We start from the raw sequence: 18,156 nt of genomic DNA on the forward strand, positions 1-18,156 counted from the left end.
ATGATTGGTGAATATCGGGGCAAGAGGGCCTTCGGTCGGCGGCGAAATGGTAGGGAGGGGCGTGGAGGGCCGTCGAGTGTGAGGGGGTGGGCGTGACGTCGCACACTTTTTGTCCATTTCGTCCCGTCGGTTTCGCATACTGGAACGGGCCCGCGCATCCGGCGCGGCTCGGCTAGGCTGCGGAGCATCATGCGTTTCGGGCTGCTTCTCCTTAGCTGCCGCGGCGAGGGCCTGTAGTCGAGGCCGACTCCCTCACCGCGGTGTTTGGCGTTGCGCCGTCGGCCGTTTCCCGGCACCCGCGGACCTGCGGACTTTTTCGAGGAGCCCACGCAACCATGGCGAACCGCCAGCAGCCCAGTTCCATGCCGATCCACAAGTACGGCCGCTACGAGCAGGTCGACATCCCCGACCGCACCTGGCCCGACAAGCGGATCACCGTCGCCCCCCGCTGGCTCTCCACCGACCTGCGCGACGGCAACCAGGCCCTGATCGATCCCATGTCGCCCGAGCGCAAGCGCCGGATGTTCGACCAGCTGGTCAAGATGGGCTACAAGGAGATCGAGGTCGGCTTCCCGGCCTCCGGCCAGACCGACTTCGACTTCGTGCGCTCGATCATCGAGGAAGAGGGCGCGATCCCCGAGGATGTCACGATCTCCGTGCTGACCCAGGCCCGCGAGGACCTGATCGAGCGGACCGTGGAGTCCCTCAAGGGCGCCCACCGCGCCACCGTCCACCTGTACAACGCCACCGCCCCGGTCTTCCGCCGGGTCGTCTTCCGCGGCTCCAAGGACGACATCAAGCAGATCGCCGTCGACGGCACCCGCCTGGTGGTGGAGTACGCCGAGAAGCTGCTGGGCGACGAGGCTGATGGCACAGTGTTCGGCTACCAGTACAGCCCCGAGATCTTCACCGACACCGAGCTGGACTTCGCCCTCGAGGTCTGCGAGGCGGTCATGGACGTCTACCAGCCGGGCCCGGGCCGCGAGATCATCCTCAACCTGCCCGCCACGGTGGAGCGTTCGGCGCCGTCCACGCACGCGGACCGCTTCGAGTGGATGCACCGCAACCTGTCCCGGCGGGAGTACGTCTGCCTGTCGGTCCACCCGCACAACGACCGCGGTACGGCCGTGGCGGCGGCGGAGCTGGCGGTCATGGCCGGCGCGGACCGCGTCGAGGGCTGCCTGTTCGGGCAGGGCGAGCGCACCGGCAACGTCGACCTGGTCACCCTGGGCATGAACCTGTTCTCGCAGGGCGTCGACCCGCAGATCGACTTCTCCGACATCGACGAGATCCGCCGTACGTGGGAGTACTGCAACCAGATGGAGGTCCACCCGCGCCACCCGTACGTGGGCGACCTGGTCTACACGTCCTTCTCCGGCTCCCACCAGGACGCCATCAAGAAGGGCTTCGACGCCATGGAGGCCGACGCGAAGGCCAAGGGCGTCACGGTCGACGACATCGAGTGGGCGGTGCCGTACCTGCCCATCGACCCCAAGGACGTCGGCCGGTCCTACGAGGCCGTCATCCGCGTCAACTCGCAGTCCGGCAAGGGCGGTATCGCCTACGTCCTGAAGAACGACCACAAGCTGGACCTGCCGCGCCGGATGCAGATCGAGTTCTCCCGGATCATCCAGGCCAAGACGGACGCCGAGGGCGGCGAGGTCACTCCGAAGGAGATCTGGGAGGTCTTCCAGGACGAGTACCTGCCGAACCCGGACAACCCCTGGGGCCGTATCCAGGTCAAGAAGGGCCAGTCCACCACGGACACCGACGGAGTGGACACCCTCACGGTCGACGCCACGGTCGACGGGAAGGACACCGTCCTGACCGGCTCCGGCAACGGACCGATCTCGGCCTTCTTCGACGCCCTGCACTCCATCGGCGTCGACGTACGCCTGCTGGACTACCAGGAGCACACGATGAGCGAGGGCGCCTCCGCGCAGGCCGCCTCCTACATCGAATGCGCGATCGACGACAAGGTTCTGTGGGGCATCGGCATCGATGCGAACACGACACGTGCGTCCCTGAAGGCGGTCGTCTCGGCCGTCAACCGGGCGGCCCGCTGACCGCTTCGACCGGTGTTCGTCCGGGCCCCGGCCGCCTGTCGAGGCGGCCGGGGCCCGTCGTGCGACCGTCGCATACCGGCCACCCGTTCGTGCAGGTCACGGAAAGGTCTCGTCCAGGATGCTGACTCCGCCTCACCGATGTGGCTAACATCACGCCAGTGCGGCGATGTTGCCGTGCGGTTACGGAGGTGCGACGTGCTGCCAGTACGGGGACGAAACGGCCGTGCCGCCAGGCTTGCCCGGATGCTGGGCACCCGTACCGCGTGGACCCCGGTCGGCGACGGCGAGTTCTTCTGCCCCGGCTGCGGCGGCGACCGCAACTACCAGCGCCTGAGCGGCCGTCGGCGCTTCACCGTCCTCGGCGTGCCGCTGCTGCCGCGCGGCGCGGCCGCACCGGTCGTCGAGTGCGCCGCCTGCGGCGGCCACTTCGGCACGGACGTCCTGGACCACCCGACCACGACGCGCTTCTCGGCGATGCTCCGCGACGCCGTGCACACCGTCGCCCTGGCGGTGCTCTCGGCGGGCGGCACCTGCTCCCGTACGGCCCTGGAGACCGCCGCGGCCGCGGTCCGCGCGGCCGGTCTCGCCGACTGCACCGAGGAGCGGCTGGCCGCCCTGGTCGAGGCGCTGGCCGCGGACACCGGGCGCGTCCACGACGGCCGGCCGTGCGGCGCGGGCCTGGCCATAGAACTGCACGAGGCCCTCGACCCACTGGCCCCGCACCTGGCTCCCGCGGGCCGTGAGTCGATCCTCCTCCAGGCCGCCCGCATCGCCCTGGCCGACGGCCCCTACACCCCCGCCGAACACGACACCCTCACCACCGTCGGCGCGGCCCTGACCATCCACACGGACGAGGTGGCCCGTCTGCTGGCGGCGGCCCGGACGCCGTCCTGATGCGACGGCGGGCCGGCCGCTTCGGGACAGACCGGGGCGCGTCACAGCACGAGGCACATCACCTTGCGGTCCTCATCCGGACCGAAGTAGTCCCGGCGCAGCCCCCCCGTCGCGCGGCTCCGGGCGGAAACCCAGGGAACGGGAGAGCAGGATCGCGGCGTCGCCGGCGGGCTCCACGGTCAGCCGGACCCGCTCGGCCCCGCAATGGCGCAGGCACGTCAGGACGTAGCCGCGCAGCCGGCCGTCGTCGTCCAGAACCAGCAGGTGACCGGAGTACAGATCGAGAGCCGCCGCAGCAGGAACGCCGGATGGGCGACCTCCTGGAAGACATCCTCGTCGAGCCGCTGCAGCTCGGGCAGGTCGGACTCCCGTGCCGTCCGCAGCAGCGGGGGCCGTGGTTCCGTGAAGGTGTCGGCCGGGTGAGGCGCTCCTCGTGGTCCAGGACGCGCCCAAGTGGTTCGGTGATCATGCCACCCCCAGTCGGGACGTGAGACGGCACCGCGGCAGCCGTGGCCGCCGTTCACACGAAGGAGGGAATGGGCCCCGGTGGCTGCTTCTGGCCGGAGTGAGCGTCCAACTCGCCTCTCAGGCAAGGGCGGGTTCAGGCATGACAGGACTGTGCCGGCGTGCGCCTGATGTGTGCCCGGGCACGGAGGACTGGCGTGTTCCTGGCTGTCTCCGCGCGCCCACCGGACTTACCGTGCGAACACCGGAGCCGCTTTTGTCCGCCGACGTCCAGGGGGACTCGTGCGCCGGCACACGGTCTTGTCCGACACTGAATGGAACTTGGCAGGGTGATGATGGATCGAAACGCCGACGCGCCATGGTCGAACTTCGATCCGGAGGTGTACGTCGACCTCAATTACCGCACCCCGCTCGAGGTCGATCTGCTGATCGTAGGGCTCATGCGCGACTATTTCAGCCGCTGCCACGAACAGGGCATGCCGGCCTCGGTCCAGGGAGTCGACGTGGGCGCCGGCGCGAATCTCTATCCGGCCCTTTCCATGCTGCCTTGGTGCGAGAACATCCTCCTTCTGGAATATGCGACTCCGAATGTCGAATACCTGGAGAAACAGGCGTCCGGCGGGGGGTACGACACGGCGTGGGACGCGTTCTGGGACGTACTGAGTCAGGCCCCCGCCTACCGGGACGTCGAGCCGAGGAGCCGGTTCGGCGAAGTCGTCCGGGTTGAACGCGACAACCTGCTGGACCTCGACGGACAGCGACGCTGGGACATCGGGACCATGTTCTTCGTCGCCGAATTCATGTCCGAGTGCCCCGACGAGTTCCGGCGGGGAGTGGGGTGCTTCATGGACGCGCTGAACAAGGGAGCCCCCTTCGCCGCCGCGTTCATGAAGGAAGCGCTCGGATTCCAGGTCGGCGCACACACATACCCCGCCTACCGGGTCAACGCGGACCGGATCCGGGAAAGCCTGGAACCCTTCACCGCGGAGCTGGAGATCCACGACCTGGCCCGCACGGTGCGGCCGGGACACGAGGGAATCCTTCTCGCCCTGGGACGGCGGAATTCGGAGACTGCCGTCCCGTAGCGGAGATTGCCGCCCCGTGGGAACGGGGACCATGTCTGCACACAGGGCAACGAGATCTGTACGAGGGGTGCGGGGATGCAGATCAAGCCACGCCGGCATCTTCTGGACATCTGGCGGGCCACGGCCCGTCATTCGTTCGACGACGGGAAGCTGGTCCGGGGGGACACCGACGGGCTGAGCAGCGTCGCCGACGCCGAACGGCTGCTCTGCCTGCTGTACCCCGCCACCGAGGTCCCCGCCTTCCGCCTCGACCAGCCGGACACCACCGAGCGGGACGTCCTGCGCGCGCTGGAGGGCGTCGGCAGCCGGCTGGAGATCCCGCCCAACCTGGTCACCGCTCTCACCCAGTTCATGCGCACCCACACGGGTCCGGACGACAGCCCCACCTTCGCCGGCGGCCACTACTTCAAGTCCGCCGACCCGACAGGCGAACTCACCCACGAGCAGAGCCAGTTGGGCGTGGTGGACTCCTACTCCATGTCCGTCACGCTCTGCCTCGCCACGCTCGGGTTCCTCAAGGTCTACGAGGGCACCACGACCCGCCCCGAGGTGCGCAGGGCGATCGCCGAACTGAGGGAGGCCACGAAGATCCGGCTGACCGCGGCGATGATCAGCCTGCTGCGCTCCTTCACCGTCAACGTCTTCGACGCCGAGTCCGAACAGGGCCGGCGGCTCATCCAGGTCATCGGGCAGCGCAGACAGTCCGACCGGGCCGTCCTCCAGCAGTTCTCCCGCCGGCTCCGCCCCCTGCGCGCCACGATCATCGAAAGCCTCACACGCGGCATCCAGGTCGACGAGAGCATCCGGGACGAGAGCAGGCTCTTCGAGTGCGGCTGGGCCTGGGGCGTGGTCAAGGACGCGCCGAAGGTCACGGACCTGGACGTCCAGGTCCCCGGCCAGCCCGACGGCATCGCCGACCGGCTGCCCTACGTGTACTTCACCGTGGTCGCCCTGGACGGCATCCAGGACCTGTTCTCCGAGCGCACCCTCACCCTGGGCCTGCTGGACGCCGACCAGCAGAAACTCGCCGAGGCGCTGCGGCTGCGCTGGGAGCTCAGCCAGCAGTACTGGTCGGCCGTCGCCCGTTTCGGCGCCGAGCGCTGGCCCCTGGAGGACCTCCCCTGGCAGACGACCGGCCTGCGGCTGGAGTCCGAGTACTTCTCGCTGACCGTCGCGGCCATCCTCGTGCACGACCTGATCCGCCGGAAGGCGACCGACGACGACCTCACCCGCACCGTCGCCGTCATGGAGCGCCTCGCCGACCGCGGCCGGGTCACCAGCCGGATGACCAGGGACGACCCCGCCATCCGACTGCACACCCCGGGAGTCACCATGCCGCTCGCCGGGTCCGAGCGCTCCGGCGGGCTGCTCCAGTGGCGGATGACCGATTTCTCGGCACAGCTCCTGAAACGGATCGTCCAGCTCGCCGAGCTCTCCCGGAACATCGGCGCACAGGACCGTCTGCTGCGCCTGGCCGAGCAGGCCTTCGAACACCTGTGGAACCGGCGGATCGAGGAGGGCGAGGGCGCCGGCCTCTGGGACGACGTACGGGCCGTCTACCCGGAGGCGCGCGACGCCGGCAGCCGCCTGTCCTGGAGCATCACCGAACGCGTCACCGAGTGTCTGGTGGCCGCCCGCAACCTGTACGAGCAGCAGCCCATCCGCAGCCCCGAGCTCGCCCAGCTGGCCCGGGAACTGCTCAGCGAGGCCACCCACCTGTTCGGCAGGGAGCAACTGGAGGCGTCCGCCACCGCCGACGGAAGCCGCAGCCGGGCGATGCGCAGCATCGAAAGCCGCCTGGACCACGCGCGCAGCCTGGTCGACGAGCGGCCCGCCACCGCGTTCGCCCTGGCCCTGCCCGTGCTCCAGGAGCTCGACGCCCTGGCCCAGGCCAGGGGCGCCGCCGCCCGGGAGGTGTGAGCCGTGCTCGTCTTCGCCGCCTCCGACAAAGGAGGCACCGGCCGCTCGGTGACCAGCGCCAACCTGGCCTACCAGCGCGCCCTCACCGGCGACCACGTGGCGTACGTGGACTTCGACTTCGGCTCGCCCACCGCCGCCGCCGTCTTCGACGTATCCGGCGCGATGCGCGGTACCGAGGAGCGCGGCCTGCACCCCTACCTCGAGGGCGCGGTCACCGAACCGGCCAGGATCGACGTCTGGCGGCAGACCGAGCACCCCCGGCTGCGCGCCCGGCCCAACCAGGCGGGCCGTCTGGTGCTGTTCCCCGGCGACGTCGGCGGCGGCGAGTTCGCCACCGGCGAGGATTCCCTCGAACGGTGCGTCGACCTCCTGCTGCGGCTGAACGGCGAGTTCGACCTGATCGTCGTCGACCTCGGCGCCGGCCGCAGCTACGCCGTCGACATGGCCCTCGCCGCGACCGCCCACCCCCGGATGCGCTACGTCCCGTTCCGTTGGCTGGTCTTCCACCGCTGGACCCGGCAGCACCTGATCGCCGCCGCCGGACTCGTCCACAAGGACCACGGCATCATCAAGGGCGGCGTCGAACACGGACACGAGGAAGAGGCGCTGCAAGGCACCCTCCGCCTTGTCCGGGCCGCCGTGCCCGACCCGGACTCGCCGCTGTGGTCCCAGGGCACACCCGCCCAGGCCGCCTGGATGCAGTCCTGCGACGAGGCGCTGCGCCGACTCGCCGCGGAACACCGCATAGGCGACAGCGTGGTGCTCGGCGTCGTACCCCTGGAACCCGTCCTGCAGTGGCGCGAACAGCTCATCACCGAGAGGCGGCGATCTCGTCCCACCAGTGGTCGACGGTGGCGGCGAGGCGGCGGACCTCGGGGATGCCGGCGTCCGCGCACCAGGTCAGGAACTTGAAGCGGGCGTGGTCGAGTTGGTGGCGGTCGGCGCCGGTGCGGGCCAGGGCGAGGAGGTTGCGCAGGGACTCCTTGGCGATCCGCGCGGTCAGCAGCGTCTGTCCGGTCTTCCCCTCGCCGAGCAGGGGGTTCCACATCGTCGCGAACTGCTCGTCGGTGAGGCCCTCCCGGTTGCGCAGCAGTTTCCTGCGGGCCCTCCACTCCGGGTCGGTGGCACGGCCGCGGCGCCCGCGCAGTTCGGCGGTGGTGCGGCGCCTGACCTGCGAGAGCATCTTGTCGGCGAGCTGGACGACGTGGAAGTGGTCCACGACCACGACGGCACCCGGGGGCCCGGTGCGCACAGCGGCCCGGTAGGTGGTGGACATGTCGATCGCGACGTACCGGATGTTCTTTCTCCACTCCAGGCCGGTGGTGGACAGCCAGGCCAGGACGTCGGCGACGGTGCGGCCCTCGACCTGGCCGAGCAGCCCGCCGGTGCCCAGCGTGTCGACGAACCCGGTGTGCCACCGGTCGCGCACCAGCTGCCACTTGCCCGTCTCCGGGTCTTGTGCCCACTTCGTCTTGCCCCGCCGGGTCTCGTCGATGCCCAGCACCTCCACCTCGGGCAGCGGCTTGGCGGTGACCTCACGGGCCTGGACACGGAAGGCTTCCATCACGGTCGGCCAGGACAGATGCAGGTCGCGGGCGGCCTGGATGACCGTGGAGCCGGCGTCCCGTATGCGGCGTCCGGCCGCACCCCGCAGCCGGGCGGCCGGCCTGGCACCGGCCGGGATCTGCGGGATCTGCTCGGTGAAGGAGCGGCGGGAACAGCCGGCCTCGCGGCAGTACCAGCGTCGCTTGTGCCGGCGGAACTCCCATCCGCTCTCGCCGTATGGGAGATCTCGCGGCCGGGTGACCGCCGAGCCCTTCACCCGGGTGGCGAACACCCCGCAGGCCGGGCAGGCCCTGGCCGTCTCGCCGGCCGTGACCAGGTGGACCCTGCGCCCTCCGTCAGCCGGCCGCTCGACCCGCACCACGGACACCCCGTCCAGATCGAGGAGCAACGTCGTATCGTTGACCAAGCTCGTGGCTCCTGCATGATCGTTCTGCGTAGAGAACAGAAATGATCACGCAGGCCCACGGGCACTCTGCGTCCAGGGGACGATCACCACCACGGCAGTCACACACCGTGACACCACGTCAGTGCCCGAGATGAGGCGCACCGCTCAACTTCGAAGACCCGCCTTGTGCGGTCGCCGCGCCGCACCGCACCGGAACACGCCGGAAGGGGGCCGCCACGCCCATGAGTAAGCAGTCCGCGCCCCGGTGGGACGAACACGCCCCGGGCGTCCTCCGACTCCCGTCCGGTCGGCTGGTGAGGGGCAGAGGCCTGCGCCGCCCCCTCGACCCGACGGCGCCGGCCCCGACGTATGGCGTCTACCTCCTTGGCAGGCAGCCTCCCGAGGTCCCCTGGGAATCCCGCTGGCTGCGCTGGCCCGACTTCCGCCTGCCGTCCGATCACACCGCCGCCTCCGCCCTGCTCGCCGAGGTCTGGGAGCGCGCCGCTACCGACCGTGTGGAGGTCGCCTGCGGCGGCGGCCGGGGCCGCACGGGGACGGCACTGGCCTGCCTGGCCGTGCTGGACGGCGTACCGCCCGCGGAAGCGGTCACCTACGTCCGGGCGCACTACGACCGGCATGCGGTGGAGACGCCGTGGCAGAAGCGGTACGTGTTGCGCTTCGGGGACTGAGGAGCCCCTGAAGGCGGGACGCCCCTCACGGCGCCGACGAACTCCACCCACGCCGAGCCCGCCATCACCAGCACGGCACCACCCGGCACCTTGCTGTCCCAGACGAGCACGACGCCGGTGGTTCCGTCGGCGACCGCGACGTTGCTGTAGGTACTGCTTGCACCAGCAGACGTTGGTCAGGTCGTACCCGCGCATCCTCTGTAGTCCTCCACCGCCGCTTCGGTCATGGCCAGGAACATCTCTGATGGCAGAGCCGCGATCCTGAGAGGGTCGCAACCCGTCTGTATCCGCTCCACCGTTGCCGGACCGTCCAGCCGATTGCCTGACAGCGCCCTTTCTGTGCAGACGGGTGACGGTGCGTCGGCCGAAAACGGCAGTGCCCGCACCAGAACCCTGCGGCTGCGCATCGGCCCTGGGCGTTCGACTACGGGCGGGCTGTTCGCCGCACCGACCGGAAGTCCGGGTTGGAGACCAGATGATGAGAATCACCGTCGAGGACGTCACACACTGCCTCAGCAGCCCACCTGCTGGCCCTCAGGTTGGCCTCTGCCGTGTTGAAGCCCATGGCAGGTACGGCCAGGAAACGCTCAGGTCCGAGGGCCAGCAGATGCTGCCAAGCCGACCCGGCGGAGACACCGTCGAAGGCACCCCGCACGGACTTTGTGTGCGCGGCCCACAGCAATGCGTTCGGATCCACCAGATCGGGATGGGCGGTGTTGATCAGGATGACGGCTTCGCGTGCGACTTCGAGTTCCTCGCGCCCGACCTCGGGTGGCTGCCCGGGCGCCGGACCAGGCCGGTGCAGGCTGATGACATGGCTTCGCTCGAACAACTCCTGCCTGGTGCAGGGCTCCACTCCCAGTTGAAGTTCTGCCGTAACGTTTCTTTCCCTGTTGTAGTAGATGACGTCCATTCCCAGACACGGCAGCTGTAAGTCTTGATCGTTGGCGTGCCTGTGCAGGTCAGGGGTGGTGCAGGCGTGGGAACGGCCACCGCGATCATGGTCGTTTGTGAGGACAACGCAAGATGTGGTGGCCGTGGAGGCCACGATAGCCCAGCAGGAGTGGACGGCCGCGTTCGGGGACGTGATGGCGCAGGTCGCGGACTGCTTCCCGCGGCGGGACTCGCGGCTGCTGGCCCGGGAGGCGGTGCAGGCGATGCTGATGGAGCTGGAGCGGCGCAACTGCTGGTCGCTGGCCGAGGCTCTGGGGCATGGCGGGCCGCACCGGCTGCAGCACTTCCTCTCCCGCGGCGCGTGGGACCACGACCTGGCCCGGGACCGGCTCGCGGTCTGGGCGGCCGGTGAACTCGTCGGCCAGGAAGCGGTGTTGGTGGTGGACGAGACCGGGGATGCGAAGTCGTCCACGGACTGCGTCGGTGCCGCCCACCAGTACTCCGGTGCTCTGGGTGGGGTCGGCCTGTGCCAGGTCGCCGTCCACCTGACCTACGCCTCCACCCGCGGCCATGCGCTGATCGACCGGGAGCTGTACCTGCCGGCCGGCTGGGCCGCGGACGAGGAGCGCCGCCTGCTGCGGCACGTGCCCGACGCGGTGGAGTTCGCCACCAAGCCGCAGCTTGCCGCCGCCATGCTCGCCCGCGCCCGATCCCTGGGCATCTCGGCGCGCTGGTTCGCCGGGGACGAGGTGTACGGCGGGCGCGAACTGCGCCGCACCGCCCGCTCCCTGGGATTCGACTACGCCCTGGCCGTGAAGGCCGACCACCACGCCACCACCCAGGCCGGCCGCCTGAGCGCCGCCGAACTCGCCCGTCGCGTCCCGAAGAAGGCGTGGATGCGGATGCGCACCGGCCACGGCCTGAAGGGCGACCGGCACTACGACTGGGCCGTGATCGACGTGATCGAGGACGACACCCCCGCCGACGAGGCAGCCGCCGCCGGGCACGCCCACCTGGTCGTCCGTCGCCACCGCTACACCCGCGAACTCTCCTTCTACCGCTGCCACTCCATCACCCCCGTCAGCCTCGCTGACCTCGTCCACATCATCTGCACCAGGTGGAAGATCGAAGAGGACTTCCAAGGCGCGAAGGGGACCACCGGCCTCGATCAGGGCCAGGTGACCTGCTGGAACTCGTGGATGCGCTGGAGCCTGATCAGCCTCCTGGCCGCCGCGGTCCTGACCGTCACCCGCGCCCGCGCCACCGGCCCCGCAGGCATCGACCTCGTCCCGGCCAGCCCGCGTGAACTCCTGGCCGTCCTCCGCGCCACCGTCATCCCGATGCCCCGCCGCGACCTCGACCACGTCCTGCACTGGTCCGCCTGGCGCCGCCGCCACCAACACCGCGCCACCACCTGCCACCGGCACTGGAACAACGTCACCGCCGAGGCGAGCACATGACCCGACGGCCAAGATCAAGACTTACAGCTGCCGTGCCAGACCCAGCTTCGCGACTCGCGCAACGCGTCCGCCGATGCGGCCGAGGCCGAGGATGCCGAGACACTTGCCGTCCAGCTCCAGTCCGGGCGTTTCCTGCCCGGCTCCTTCTGAGCCGACCCTGGTGATACCGGAGAGCAGGGGACGGGCCATCGCAAGGATCAAGGAAACCGTGAACTCCGCCACCGAGACGGCGTTGGCGTCGGCACTGCTGATCAGAGCTACGCCCAGCTCCTGTGCTCGGCTCCACCCTTCGACATACGCTTTGTAGTCCGTACCGACGAATGCGACAGCCTCCAAAGCGGTGGCCTGTTCAAAATTTTTCGCGGATGCGGACTCGTAGCCGCCTATCAAATATCCGCGTGCTCCGTCGAGTAATTTGTCCAGCTCGGCCGAGGTGAAGTGATCCTGTGGTGTATGGCGAGTCTCGTAGCCGCGGAACCGTATATAGCTCAGTACATCCTCCGGAACCAGTTTGCTACCGCTCACCGCGATGATTCCTCTATGGGGCACGGGCTGATTCCTCTCCGGTGCGAGTCAGAGATCGGCGAGTGCGTGAAGCAGTGTGTCGCAACCCTTACGGAAGAGCGGCTGCTCTCTGAGCAGGGCCACCCTGGTCCAGTCGTGCGATTCAGCGACCGTGTTGTGCGATTCCCAGAAGAAGGCGTTTCCAGGAAGTAATTCCAGGTTTCTGGCGCGGCAGGCTGCTAGCAGGGGAAGGGTGAGCTCGGCGAAGTGCAGCCACTCCACGCTCATGGAGATACTCGGGACGGTGGACGAACCTTTCCCGGTGAAAGGATTCTTCTTCGGGTGCACCTCTGAGAGTCGGGCACGCAGGTAGTCCCGATTGGCGCGAGCCAGGTCTCGCGCGGCGGCTACTTCATCACGCCCCGCGCTGCGCGTATCGAGGGCGGCCGTCAGGAACAACACGTCCAAGGTCGATACATTGAGCAGGTACTGACTCACTATCTCGGTCAGGAGGGGAGCCAGATCCGAGGTGAAAGACAGTACGCTCACCTTGGTGTCGAGCAGTGGAATGACTTTTCCAGTGTCATCAACCGTCGCCACGGGCGCGCCGACTGCGTCCGCCAGCGCCAGGACATCCACACACGTGGCCGGTTCCAGCATGCGGAAGGACATGTCGAAGGCCACAGTCACCCGCCGCGAAGCAGCCCACTCGAGCAAGCGGCACAACTCGGCGCGATCCAGGAAATGACCAGTCGGGTTGTTGGGGGTGACGACGAGGAGCGTATCGATTCCTGTGAGTTCCAGGTAATCGGTATCGGCGTGTGGCAGCAGTCGCTCTTCGGGTATGGGTACGATGTCTCGGCAGGACATGCGCAGCAGAGCAGGGATATTGTCGAAGGTGGGTGTGATGACGCCCACCCTGCTTGCCCGGGCGCTGAAGAATTTGCCGAGTATATCAATGGCCACGGACGCGGAATAAAGGACGCGAGTCCGTTCCGGCGCGTATATCTCTCCGGTTCGCCGGCCGAGACAGTGCAGAAACTCTTGCTCAGCCTCCTGATGGCACCCGGAGTTCGAAGTGTCGGGATTGAAGGCGTCGTTCAGTATGGAGCCGAAGCGAGCGAGAGTGTCTGGGTGCAGACTGTGCCGCGCATGCCCGTCGGCGAAGTCCATCATGTGCGTGGACTGTGCGAACTTCTCGATCTCGGTGGAATTTCTGAACTGGGAATCTGTCATTGTCTTCCACAGGCGACTATTGAAAGCGCCCCCGCCTTGGAGAACGCTTTCGTGGTCAGGATCTCTTGGACGTCGAATTCGGTTTCATGGCTGATCCGGTGTGCTATGGCGGGCAGTCCTTCGGGAGAGGCGTCGCCCGGCTCGTGTTCGAGCAGGATCCAGCCGCTTTCCAGGCGGCGGGCGAGCCGGTGAAGCATGCCGACGACGTTGTCCGAGTAGCAAAGCCCTTCGTGTAGAGCCGGCGACGGGGTACGGTCGGGAAACAGGATGGAGGCCGCCGCACGCAACGGTTCGGGCACGTTCAGGGGTATCCCCGTGCGATAGAAGGGTGGTGACGTGAAGACCACGGCATCGCACATGTCGAAAGGGATCCCGTCCCAAGCCGGTTCCTCCCGGCAGTCACCGCAAAAGACACGCCCTTCGGCGACGATGCCTGACTCCTGTGCGCGGCTTTCGGCGAGGTCTGCCTCCATGTCGTCCAGACTTATGGGCATTCCTTCTTCCCGGGTCAGGCACATCAGGGCGGCCAGAGCGGCGGTACGCATGTCATCCGTCGGCTTCTCCCGGTTGATTGCCAGGCCTTGACAGAAGGTCAGCAGACCCTGCGGGGTGGCTATGTCGGGATCACGGCGTATCCGGTGAAGCAGGCCGAGGCGAGCCGTTGCCTTGGCGTCGGCGACGCAGGCGAGGACCGGGTCTCGCTCGATACCGAAGAAGGGCACCCCCAGTCGGCGTGCGACGACAGCCGAGCAGCCGGCCCCGCAGAACGGATCGACGATTGCCGTCGGGTGTTGTCCGCTGAGGTCGAGAATGGTCAGCATCGCGGTCGTGACGTTCCCGGAGTTGGGGCGGTTGTACCAGCGCTCCACGGGGCGGGTCAGATCCGGCAGATATTCCTGCAAAGTACTCGGGCGGTTATAGGGTCTTGTGCGAGGAGACGGCCCCGACTTGTACGCGGTCACAGGACCAGCCTCGCGATCGATGCGACTTCCCTGCCGTCGCACTCCTTCAGCAATTGCCTCAACTCCCTGATCGCAAAGGCGTGTACCGGGGCCGTCAGGCCGAGCGTCTCCACCGCACGTGTCCACCGAGCATCATGGTCCGCGGCGGCTGCCAGCAGGCCGAGGCCCCGATCACCGGCTACATGGCGATGGAGGCTGCCCTGCAGTGCAGGCCAGCGGGTGATGATCTCGGCGAGGACGATCAAATGACGACTGCGCTCGATCGCGGCGGCCGGACGGGTCAGGGGGTGTGTCACCGCCAGGGCTCTCTCATAGAGTTGCCACACGTTGAGCTGCCGCTTCGCCTCCCGAATGGACCGGTCTGTCCGGGACGACAGCCGTGCGGCTATGAAGTCGCGGATCTGGGGATGGCTCTGCATCGCCCGCCAAGGGACGGTCTCGACAGGAGACACGGGCAGCTGAAGGGCCGAACTTCCACCCCTGAGGGCCGGGCCGGCTGGGGCCGGTGGGGCGGGCAGTGCCGCTGGAGCAGGTGTGGGCTCGCCGGCAGCGCCGGGCCGGACTCTCGGTGTCGTCGCGGTCCTGGGCGGCCCGGTGTCCGGAGGCTGCGTAGCAGGGGCGACGGCGGTCACGACATCGACGAAGCGGTCGATACCCTGCTCGGTTATCTGGGGGACCACTACGGGAAGCTGGACCAGCTTGCGAAGGAAGGCCCATCCCGGGGTGGGGTCGTCGCCGTGAATTGTGGCGGCGTTGGTCATCAACTCCGCGTGCACATGATCGAGATGGGCGGCCACAACCGCGGGGTCGAGGCCGATGACGAACCGGGCTCTGAGGTCTCCGCGGTGAGTGAATCCTGAGAGGAACAGATTGATGGCCTCGAACACTTCGGCGGTCGTCGCCGCCCGGCACCGGTCGAGGTCATCGACGAAGACGACGAGTTCGTGACCGGATGCCGTCAGGTCCGCGAGGACGTCCCCGACGTCATGCTGATGCAAGTACAGCGAGCCGGCCCGCGCCCGGAGGAGGGGGTCGTAGAAGCTGTACGCGGTCTCGCTGCCGCCGGAGCTGCTGTCCGAGCCTGAGTCGGCACCAGCAAGGGGCGCGGTGAAGAGTGCGACCGGGAAAAAGTCCGTTGCCTTTCCCCACCAGTAACGCAGCACCGTGTGCAGGATTCCGAGGGCCACCAGCGCCGCGGACAGGCAGAGCAACATTGTCTCGGGCGTCAGTTGCAGACCCAGTATGTCGAGCTTGGTCGTGTGCTCACCGACGGTCGCAGCCAGCTGGATGACAATGGCGCCGGCGCCGACGCCCAGGATCGGTGACAGCAACCTGCGCCAGACCGAACGACGCAGGGCGAAACGCTCGATCCGGGTGATGTTGCGGTCGAACCAGTACTCATGCCGGGCTTCTTCCGTGGGACACAGCACTTCCGTGGCGGCCTGGATGATGGCATCCGTCAGTCCTGCCCACAGCTGTTCCCCCGACTGGTGCGCCCACGGGTTGAACCATGCGGTCACGACCCGAGCGGGCCGTGCCGCTGAGACAGATCTGCTTGTCCGGTGCGGCGCCTCTCTTCCGTCGAGGCGGCGGACGGCCCGCCGAACGGTGAGCCGACGGGGACGGCTGGTACCGGACGGTCGGTTTCGGTCTGAGTGTGTCTGAAGCTTGTTCTGCACCAGCCGCATCAGGGTGCTCTTGCCGCACCCCCAGGGGCCCTCGATGGTGACGACGGTCGGTCCGGGTTCGTCGTCCTGATCGGTGCCTTCCGGGTGGATGATCTGATCCGCGATCGCCTGGGCCAACGTGTCGCGGTCGAGAAGGTCGGATTCAGCGGGCGCATCCGACAGCCCCCAGAGGGTGACCGGCCCTGCTTCGATGGTACGGATGGCCAATCCGAGTTCCGGGTCCCACATGCGGATCGTGCCGTCGTAACCCGCAGAGACGAGTCGACAGGTGCCGGCGTGATCCTGCCAACAGGTGAGAGACCAGATCATCAGGGTGTGGCCGACCAGGGGCGGGCCCGTCGGAGAGCCCGTCGTGGGATCCCACACCCGGACGACGGCGTCGAAGCCTGCGGACGCGACACGGACCCTTCCGTCCGGGTGGGTCCACGAGGTGAGTGCCCGGATACGCCCGGCATGTCCGTTCAGTGGGCTGCCCACGGCTGTCTGCCCGTATGCGTCCCAGATGCGTACCGTGCCGTCGTAACCGGCTGAGGCCAGTCCGGCGGTGCCGTTGTCCCGTGTCCAGGCAGTGAGGGCGAGAACGCCTCCGACATGCCCGGTCAGGGCGGGGCCGACCTGCGCTCCCGTATCGAGGTCCCAGACACGCACGGTCCCGTCGTCGCTCGCCGATCCGAGCCAGTCCTGTCCCTGGGGACCTGTGAAGTGAGCCAGCGCCTGTACCTCGGCAGTGTGCCCGGCCAGCGTCGGTCCGTTCTGTTCACCGGTCTCGGTGTCCCAGACACGAATCGTGCCGTCGTAGGCACCGGCGGCGACCAGTTGGGTCCCAGCGGCAGTGGCCCAACTGGCCAGCGACAGGACACCGCCGGGCTGTGCAGGGGGTGGCGTACCCACAGCCTCCCCTGTTTCGGCATCCGTGAAGCGGACCGTTCCGTCGTAACTGGCGGACGCGATGCGGCTTTGTCCTTCTCCGGTGATCCAGTAGGCGAGCGCGCGGATCCATCCGGTATGGGCCTCCACCGCTTCCCTTCCGGGCGTGCCGGTGTCGGCGTCCCAGATGTACAGCCTGCCGTCGGCGTGGCCCGAGACGATACGTGCTCCGCCGTCGTTCCCGAACCAACTGGTGAGCGCCTGGATCGAGGCGGTGTGCCCGCTGAGGGGTTCTCCCACGGGCGTCGCGGACTCCGGATCCCACAGCCGGACGGTTCCGTCGTCACTGGCGGAGGCGAAGCGTGGGGCGCCTGAGGGCCGCTTCCAACTGGTCAAGGCCATCACGCCGGCTCGGTGGCCGATCAGCGGTGTGCCGACCGGTTCGCCGCTCTCGGAGTCCCAGACGCGTACCGTCCGGTCGTAGTGGGCCGATGCGATCCGGATGGCTCCGTCCGCGCCGCGCCAAGAACTCAGTCCCATGATCCAGGAGCCTGACGAAGGACCGGTGAGCAACGGGCGGCCCGCGGCGTCCCAGAGGTGGATCTGTCCGTCGGCACCTCCCGAGGCGATCCTGACCTCTCCGGCGCCGTCCCGCCAACTGGTCACGGCCAGAACGCGCCCTTGGTGACCGGCGAGCGGCGGACCGACCGCCATACCGGTCGCGCTGTCCCAGATCCGTACGGTCCCGTCGTCCCCGGCGGACGCGATGCGCGCCGATCCATCGGCGGTGAGCCATGAGGTGAGCGCCCAGATACCGGCTTCGTGGCCCCGCAGTGGAGCGCTCAGTGGGGTGCCGGTGTCGGCGTCCCAAATCCGGACGGTGTTGTCCTCGCCCGCGGACGCGATGCGCGCCGATCCGTCGACGCTGAGCCATGAGGTCAGCGCCCATACGCCCGCCTCATGGCCTGCCAAGGGGGCGCCCAACACCGTGCCCGACACCGGGTCCCAGATGCGGACGGTCCCGTCGTCGCTGCCGGATACGACCCGGGCCGCTCCACCCGTCGTGCACCAGGAGGTGAGCGCCCAGAGGCCGGCATCGTGGCCTGTCAGCGGCGCTCCGATGGAAGCACCGGTCTCGCCGTCCCAGATTCGCACGCTGCCGTCGTCCCCGGCGGATGCCAGGCGCGTCGATCCGTCGGCGTTGACCCACGAGGTCAGCGCCACCGCGCCCCCCGGCTGGGGAGCCAGCCCAGGTAAGCCTCCCAGCGTGCTTTGCGTCATGGGATCCCCCCGACCTCTGACGTGTTTCGCCCCCGCTGTGCCGCGCCTGTCAACGGGTTGGGCACGGGCGCTACGGCGCCGGCGGTTCGCTGATGCCTCCTCCTTTCCCATCGGTGAAGTTGTTCATGCCGCGGAGCTTTGGTGCTTTTGCGGGGCTCGGTCCGGCGGAGCGCGACTACGGACAACCGTGTGCG

Annotated in this window: 14 protein-coding genes and 1 pseudogene; 7 read left to right on the forward strand and 8 right to left on the reverse strand. The window is 68.4% G+C overall.

Annotation, left to right across the window (positions count from 1 at the left end):
- Positions 1-335: 335 nt before the first annotated feature.
- Positions 336-2,066: a 2-isopropylmalate synthase gene (gene leuA / locus ACX25U_RS24760; RefSeq protein WP_454383230.1), complete on the forward strand. Its 1,731-nt coding sequence runs from the start codon at positions 336-338 to the stop codon at positions 2,064-2,066.
- 195 nt (positions 2,067-2,261) lie between these two features.
- Positions 2,262-2,960 (forward strand): TerB family tellurite resistance protein, encoded by a 699-nt coding sequence (locus ACX25U_RS24765; protein ID WP_454383231.1) that lies wholly within the window; start codon positions 2,262-2,264, stop codon positions 2,958-2,960.
- 218 nt (positions 2,961-3,178) lie between these two features.
- Here ACX25U_RS24765 and ACX25U_RS24770 read toward each other — a convergent pair whose 3' ends face one another.
- Positions 3,179-3,484, reverse strand: coding sequence for a hypothetical protein (locus ACX25U_RS24770; protein WP_454383232.1), 306 nt, complete (start codon positions 3,482-3,484; stop codon positions 3,179-3,181).
- 273 nt (positions 3,485-3,757) lie between these two features.
- On the opposite strand from ACX25U_RS24770, the gene ACX25U_RS24775 reads away from it, so the two are divergent.
- From ACX25U_RS24775 to ACX25U_RS24785, 3 genes are all read left to right on the forward strand, one after another.
- Complete coding sequence (locus ACX25U_RS24775; RefSeq protein ID WP_454383233.1) at positions 3,758-4,510, forward strand: SCO2525 family SAM-dependent methyltransferase; 753 nt, start codon at positions 3,758-3,760, stop codon at positions 4,508-4,510.
- A 75-nt stretch (positions 4,511-4,585) separates the two neighbouring features.
- Positions 4,586-6,430: an SCO2524 family protein gene (locus ACX25U_RS24780; RefSeq protein WP_454383234.1), complete on the forward strand. Its 1,845-nt coding sequence runs from the start codon at positions 4,586-4,588 to the stop codon at positions 6,428-6,430.
- Between the two features lie 3 nt (positions 6,431-6,433).
- Positions 6,434-7,342, forward strand: a complete 909-nt coding sequence (locus tag ACX25U_RS24785) for an SCO2523 family variant P-loop protein (RefSeq protein WP_454383235.1) — start codon at positions 6,434-6,436, stop codon at positions 7,340-7,342.
- Here ACX25U_RS24785 and ACX25U_RS24790 read toward each other — a convergent pair.
- Complete coding sequence (locus ACX25U_RS24790) at positions 7,242-8,402, reverse strand: ISL3 family transposase (protein ID WP_454383236.1); 1,161 nt, start codon at positions 8,400-8,402, stop codon at positions 7,242-7,244. The two genes, ACX25U_RS24785 and ACX25U_RS24790, sit on opposite strands and share 101 nt — an antisense overlap.
- Before the next feature lie 221 nt (positions 8,403-8,623).
- Between ACX25U_RS24790 and ACX25U_RS24795 the strand changes: the two genes are divergently transcribed.
- The gene (locus ACX25U_RS24795) at positions 8,624-9,070 is read left to right on the forward strand and encodes a protein-tyrosine phosphatase family protein (protein ID WP_454383237.1); all 447 of its coding nucleotides are present in this window, start codon (positions 8,624-8,626) and stop codon (positions 9,068-9,070) included.
- Here ACX25U_RS24795 and ACX25U_RS24800 read toward each other — a convergent pair.
- Positions 9,007-9,201: pseudogene (locus tag ACX25U_RS24800) on the reverse strand (DUF397 domain-containing protein); the annotation flags it as partial. The gene ACX25U_RS24795 and the pseudogene ACX25U_RS24800 overlap by 64 nt on opposite strands.
- 293 nt (positions 9,202-9,494) lie before the next feature.
- Positions 9,495-9,983 carry an NAD(P)-dependent oxidoreductase gene (locus ACX25U_RS24805; RefSeq protein WP_454383238.1) on the reverse strand — a complete coding sequence of 163 codons (489 nt, stop codon included), beginning with the start codon at positions 9,981-9,983 and terminating at the stop codon, positions 9,495-9,497.
- A gap of 97 nt (positions 9,984-10,080) precedes the next feature.
- Between ACX25U_RS24805 and ACX25U_RS24810 the strand changes: the two genes are divergently transcribed.
- Positions 10,081-11,424: an IS701 family transposase gene (locus ACX25U_RS24810; RefSeq protein ID WP_454383239.1), complete on the forward strand. Its 1,344-nt coding sequence runs from the start codon at positions 10,081-10,083 to the stop codon at positions 11,422-11,424.
- Between the two features lie 21 nt (positions 11,425-11,445).
- Here the strand turns inward: ACX25U_RS24810 and ACX25U_RS24815 are convergent, their stop codons facing one another.
- From ACX25U_RS24815 to ACX25U_RS24830, 4 genes are read right to left on the reverse strand one after another with little or no spacing between them, the layout of a single operon-like run.
- Entirely contained in the window at positions 11,446-11,949 is a 504-nt protein-coding gene (locus ACX25U_RS24815; RefSeq protein WP_454383240.1) for an NAD(P)-dependent oxidoreductase, read from the reverse strand.
- Between the two features lie 48 nt (positions 11,950-11,997).
- Entirely contained in the window at positions 11,998-13,164 is a 1,167-nt protein-coding gene (locus ACX25U_RS24820) for a pyridoxal phosphate-dependent aminotransferase (RefSeq protein ID WP_454383241.1), read from the reverse strand.
- Entirely contained in the window at positions 13,161-14,126 is a 966-nt protein-coding gene (locus ACX25U_RS24825) for a hypothetical protein (RefSeq protein WP_454383242.1), read from the reverse strand. Before ACX25U_RS24825 ends, ACX25U_RS24820 begins: the two co-directional genes overlap by 4 nt.
- The gene (locus tag ACX25U_RS24830; RefSeq protein ID WP_454383243.1) at positions 14,123-18,073 is read right to left on the reverse strand and encodes a P-loop NTPase fold protein; all 3,951 of its coding nucleotides are present in this window, start codon (positions 18,071-18,073) and stop codon (positions 14,123-14,125) included. The genes ACX25U_RS24825 and ACX25U_RS24830 overlap by 4 nt, the downstream gene beginning before the upstream one ends.
- Positions 18,074-18,156 lie beyond the last annotated feature (83 nt).

Source organism: Streptomyces sp. JNUCC 63, from assembly GCF_054366325.1.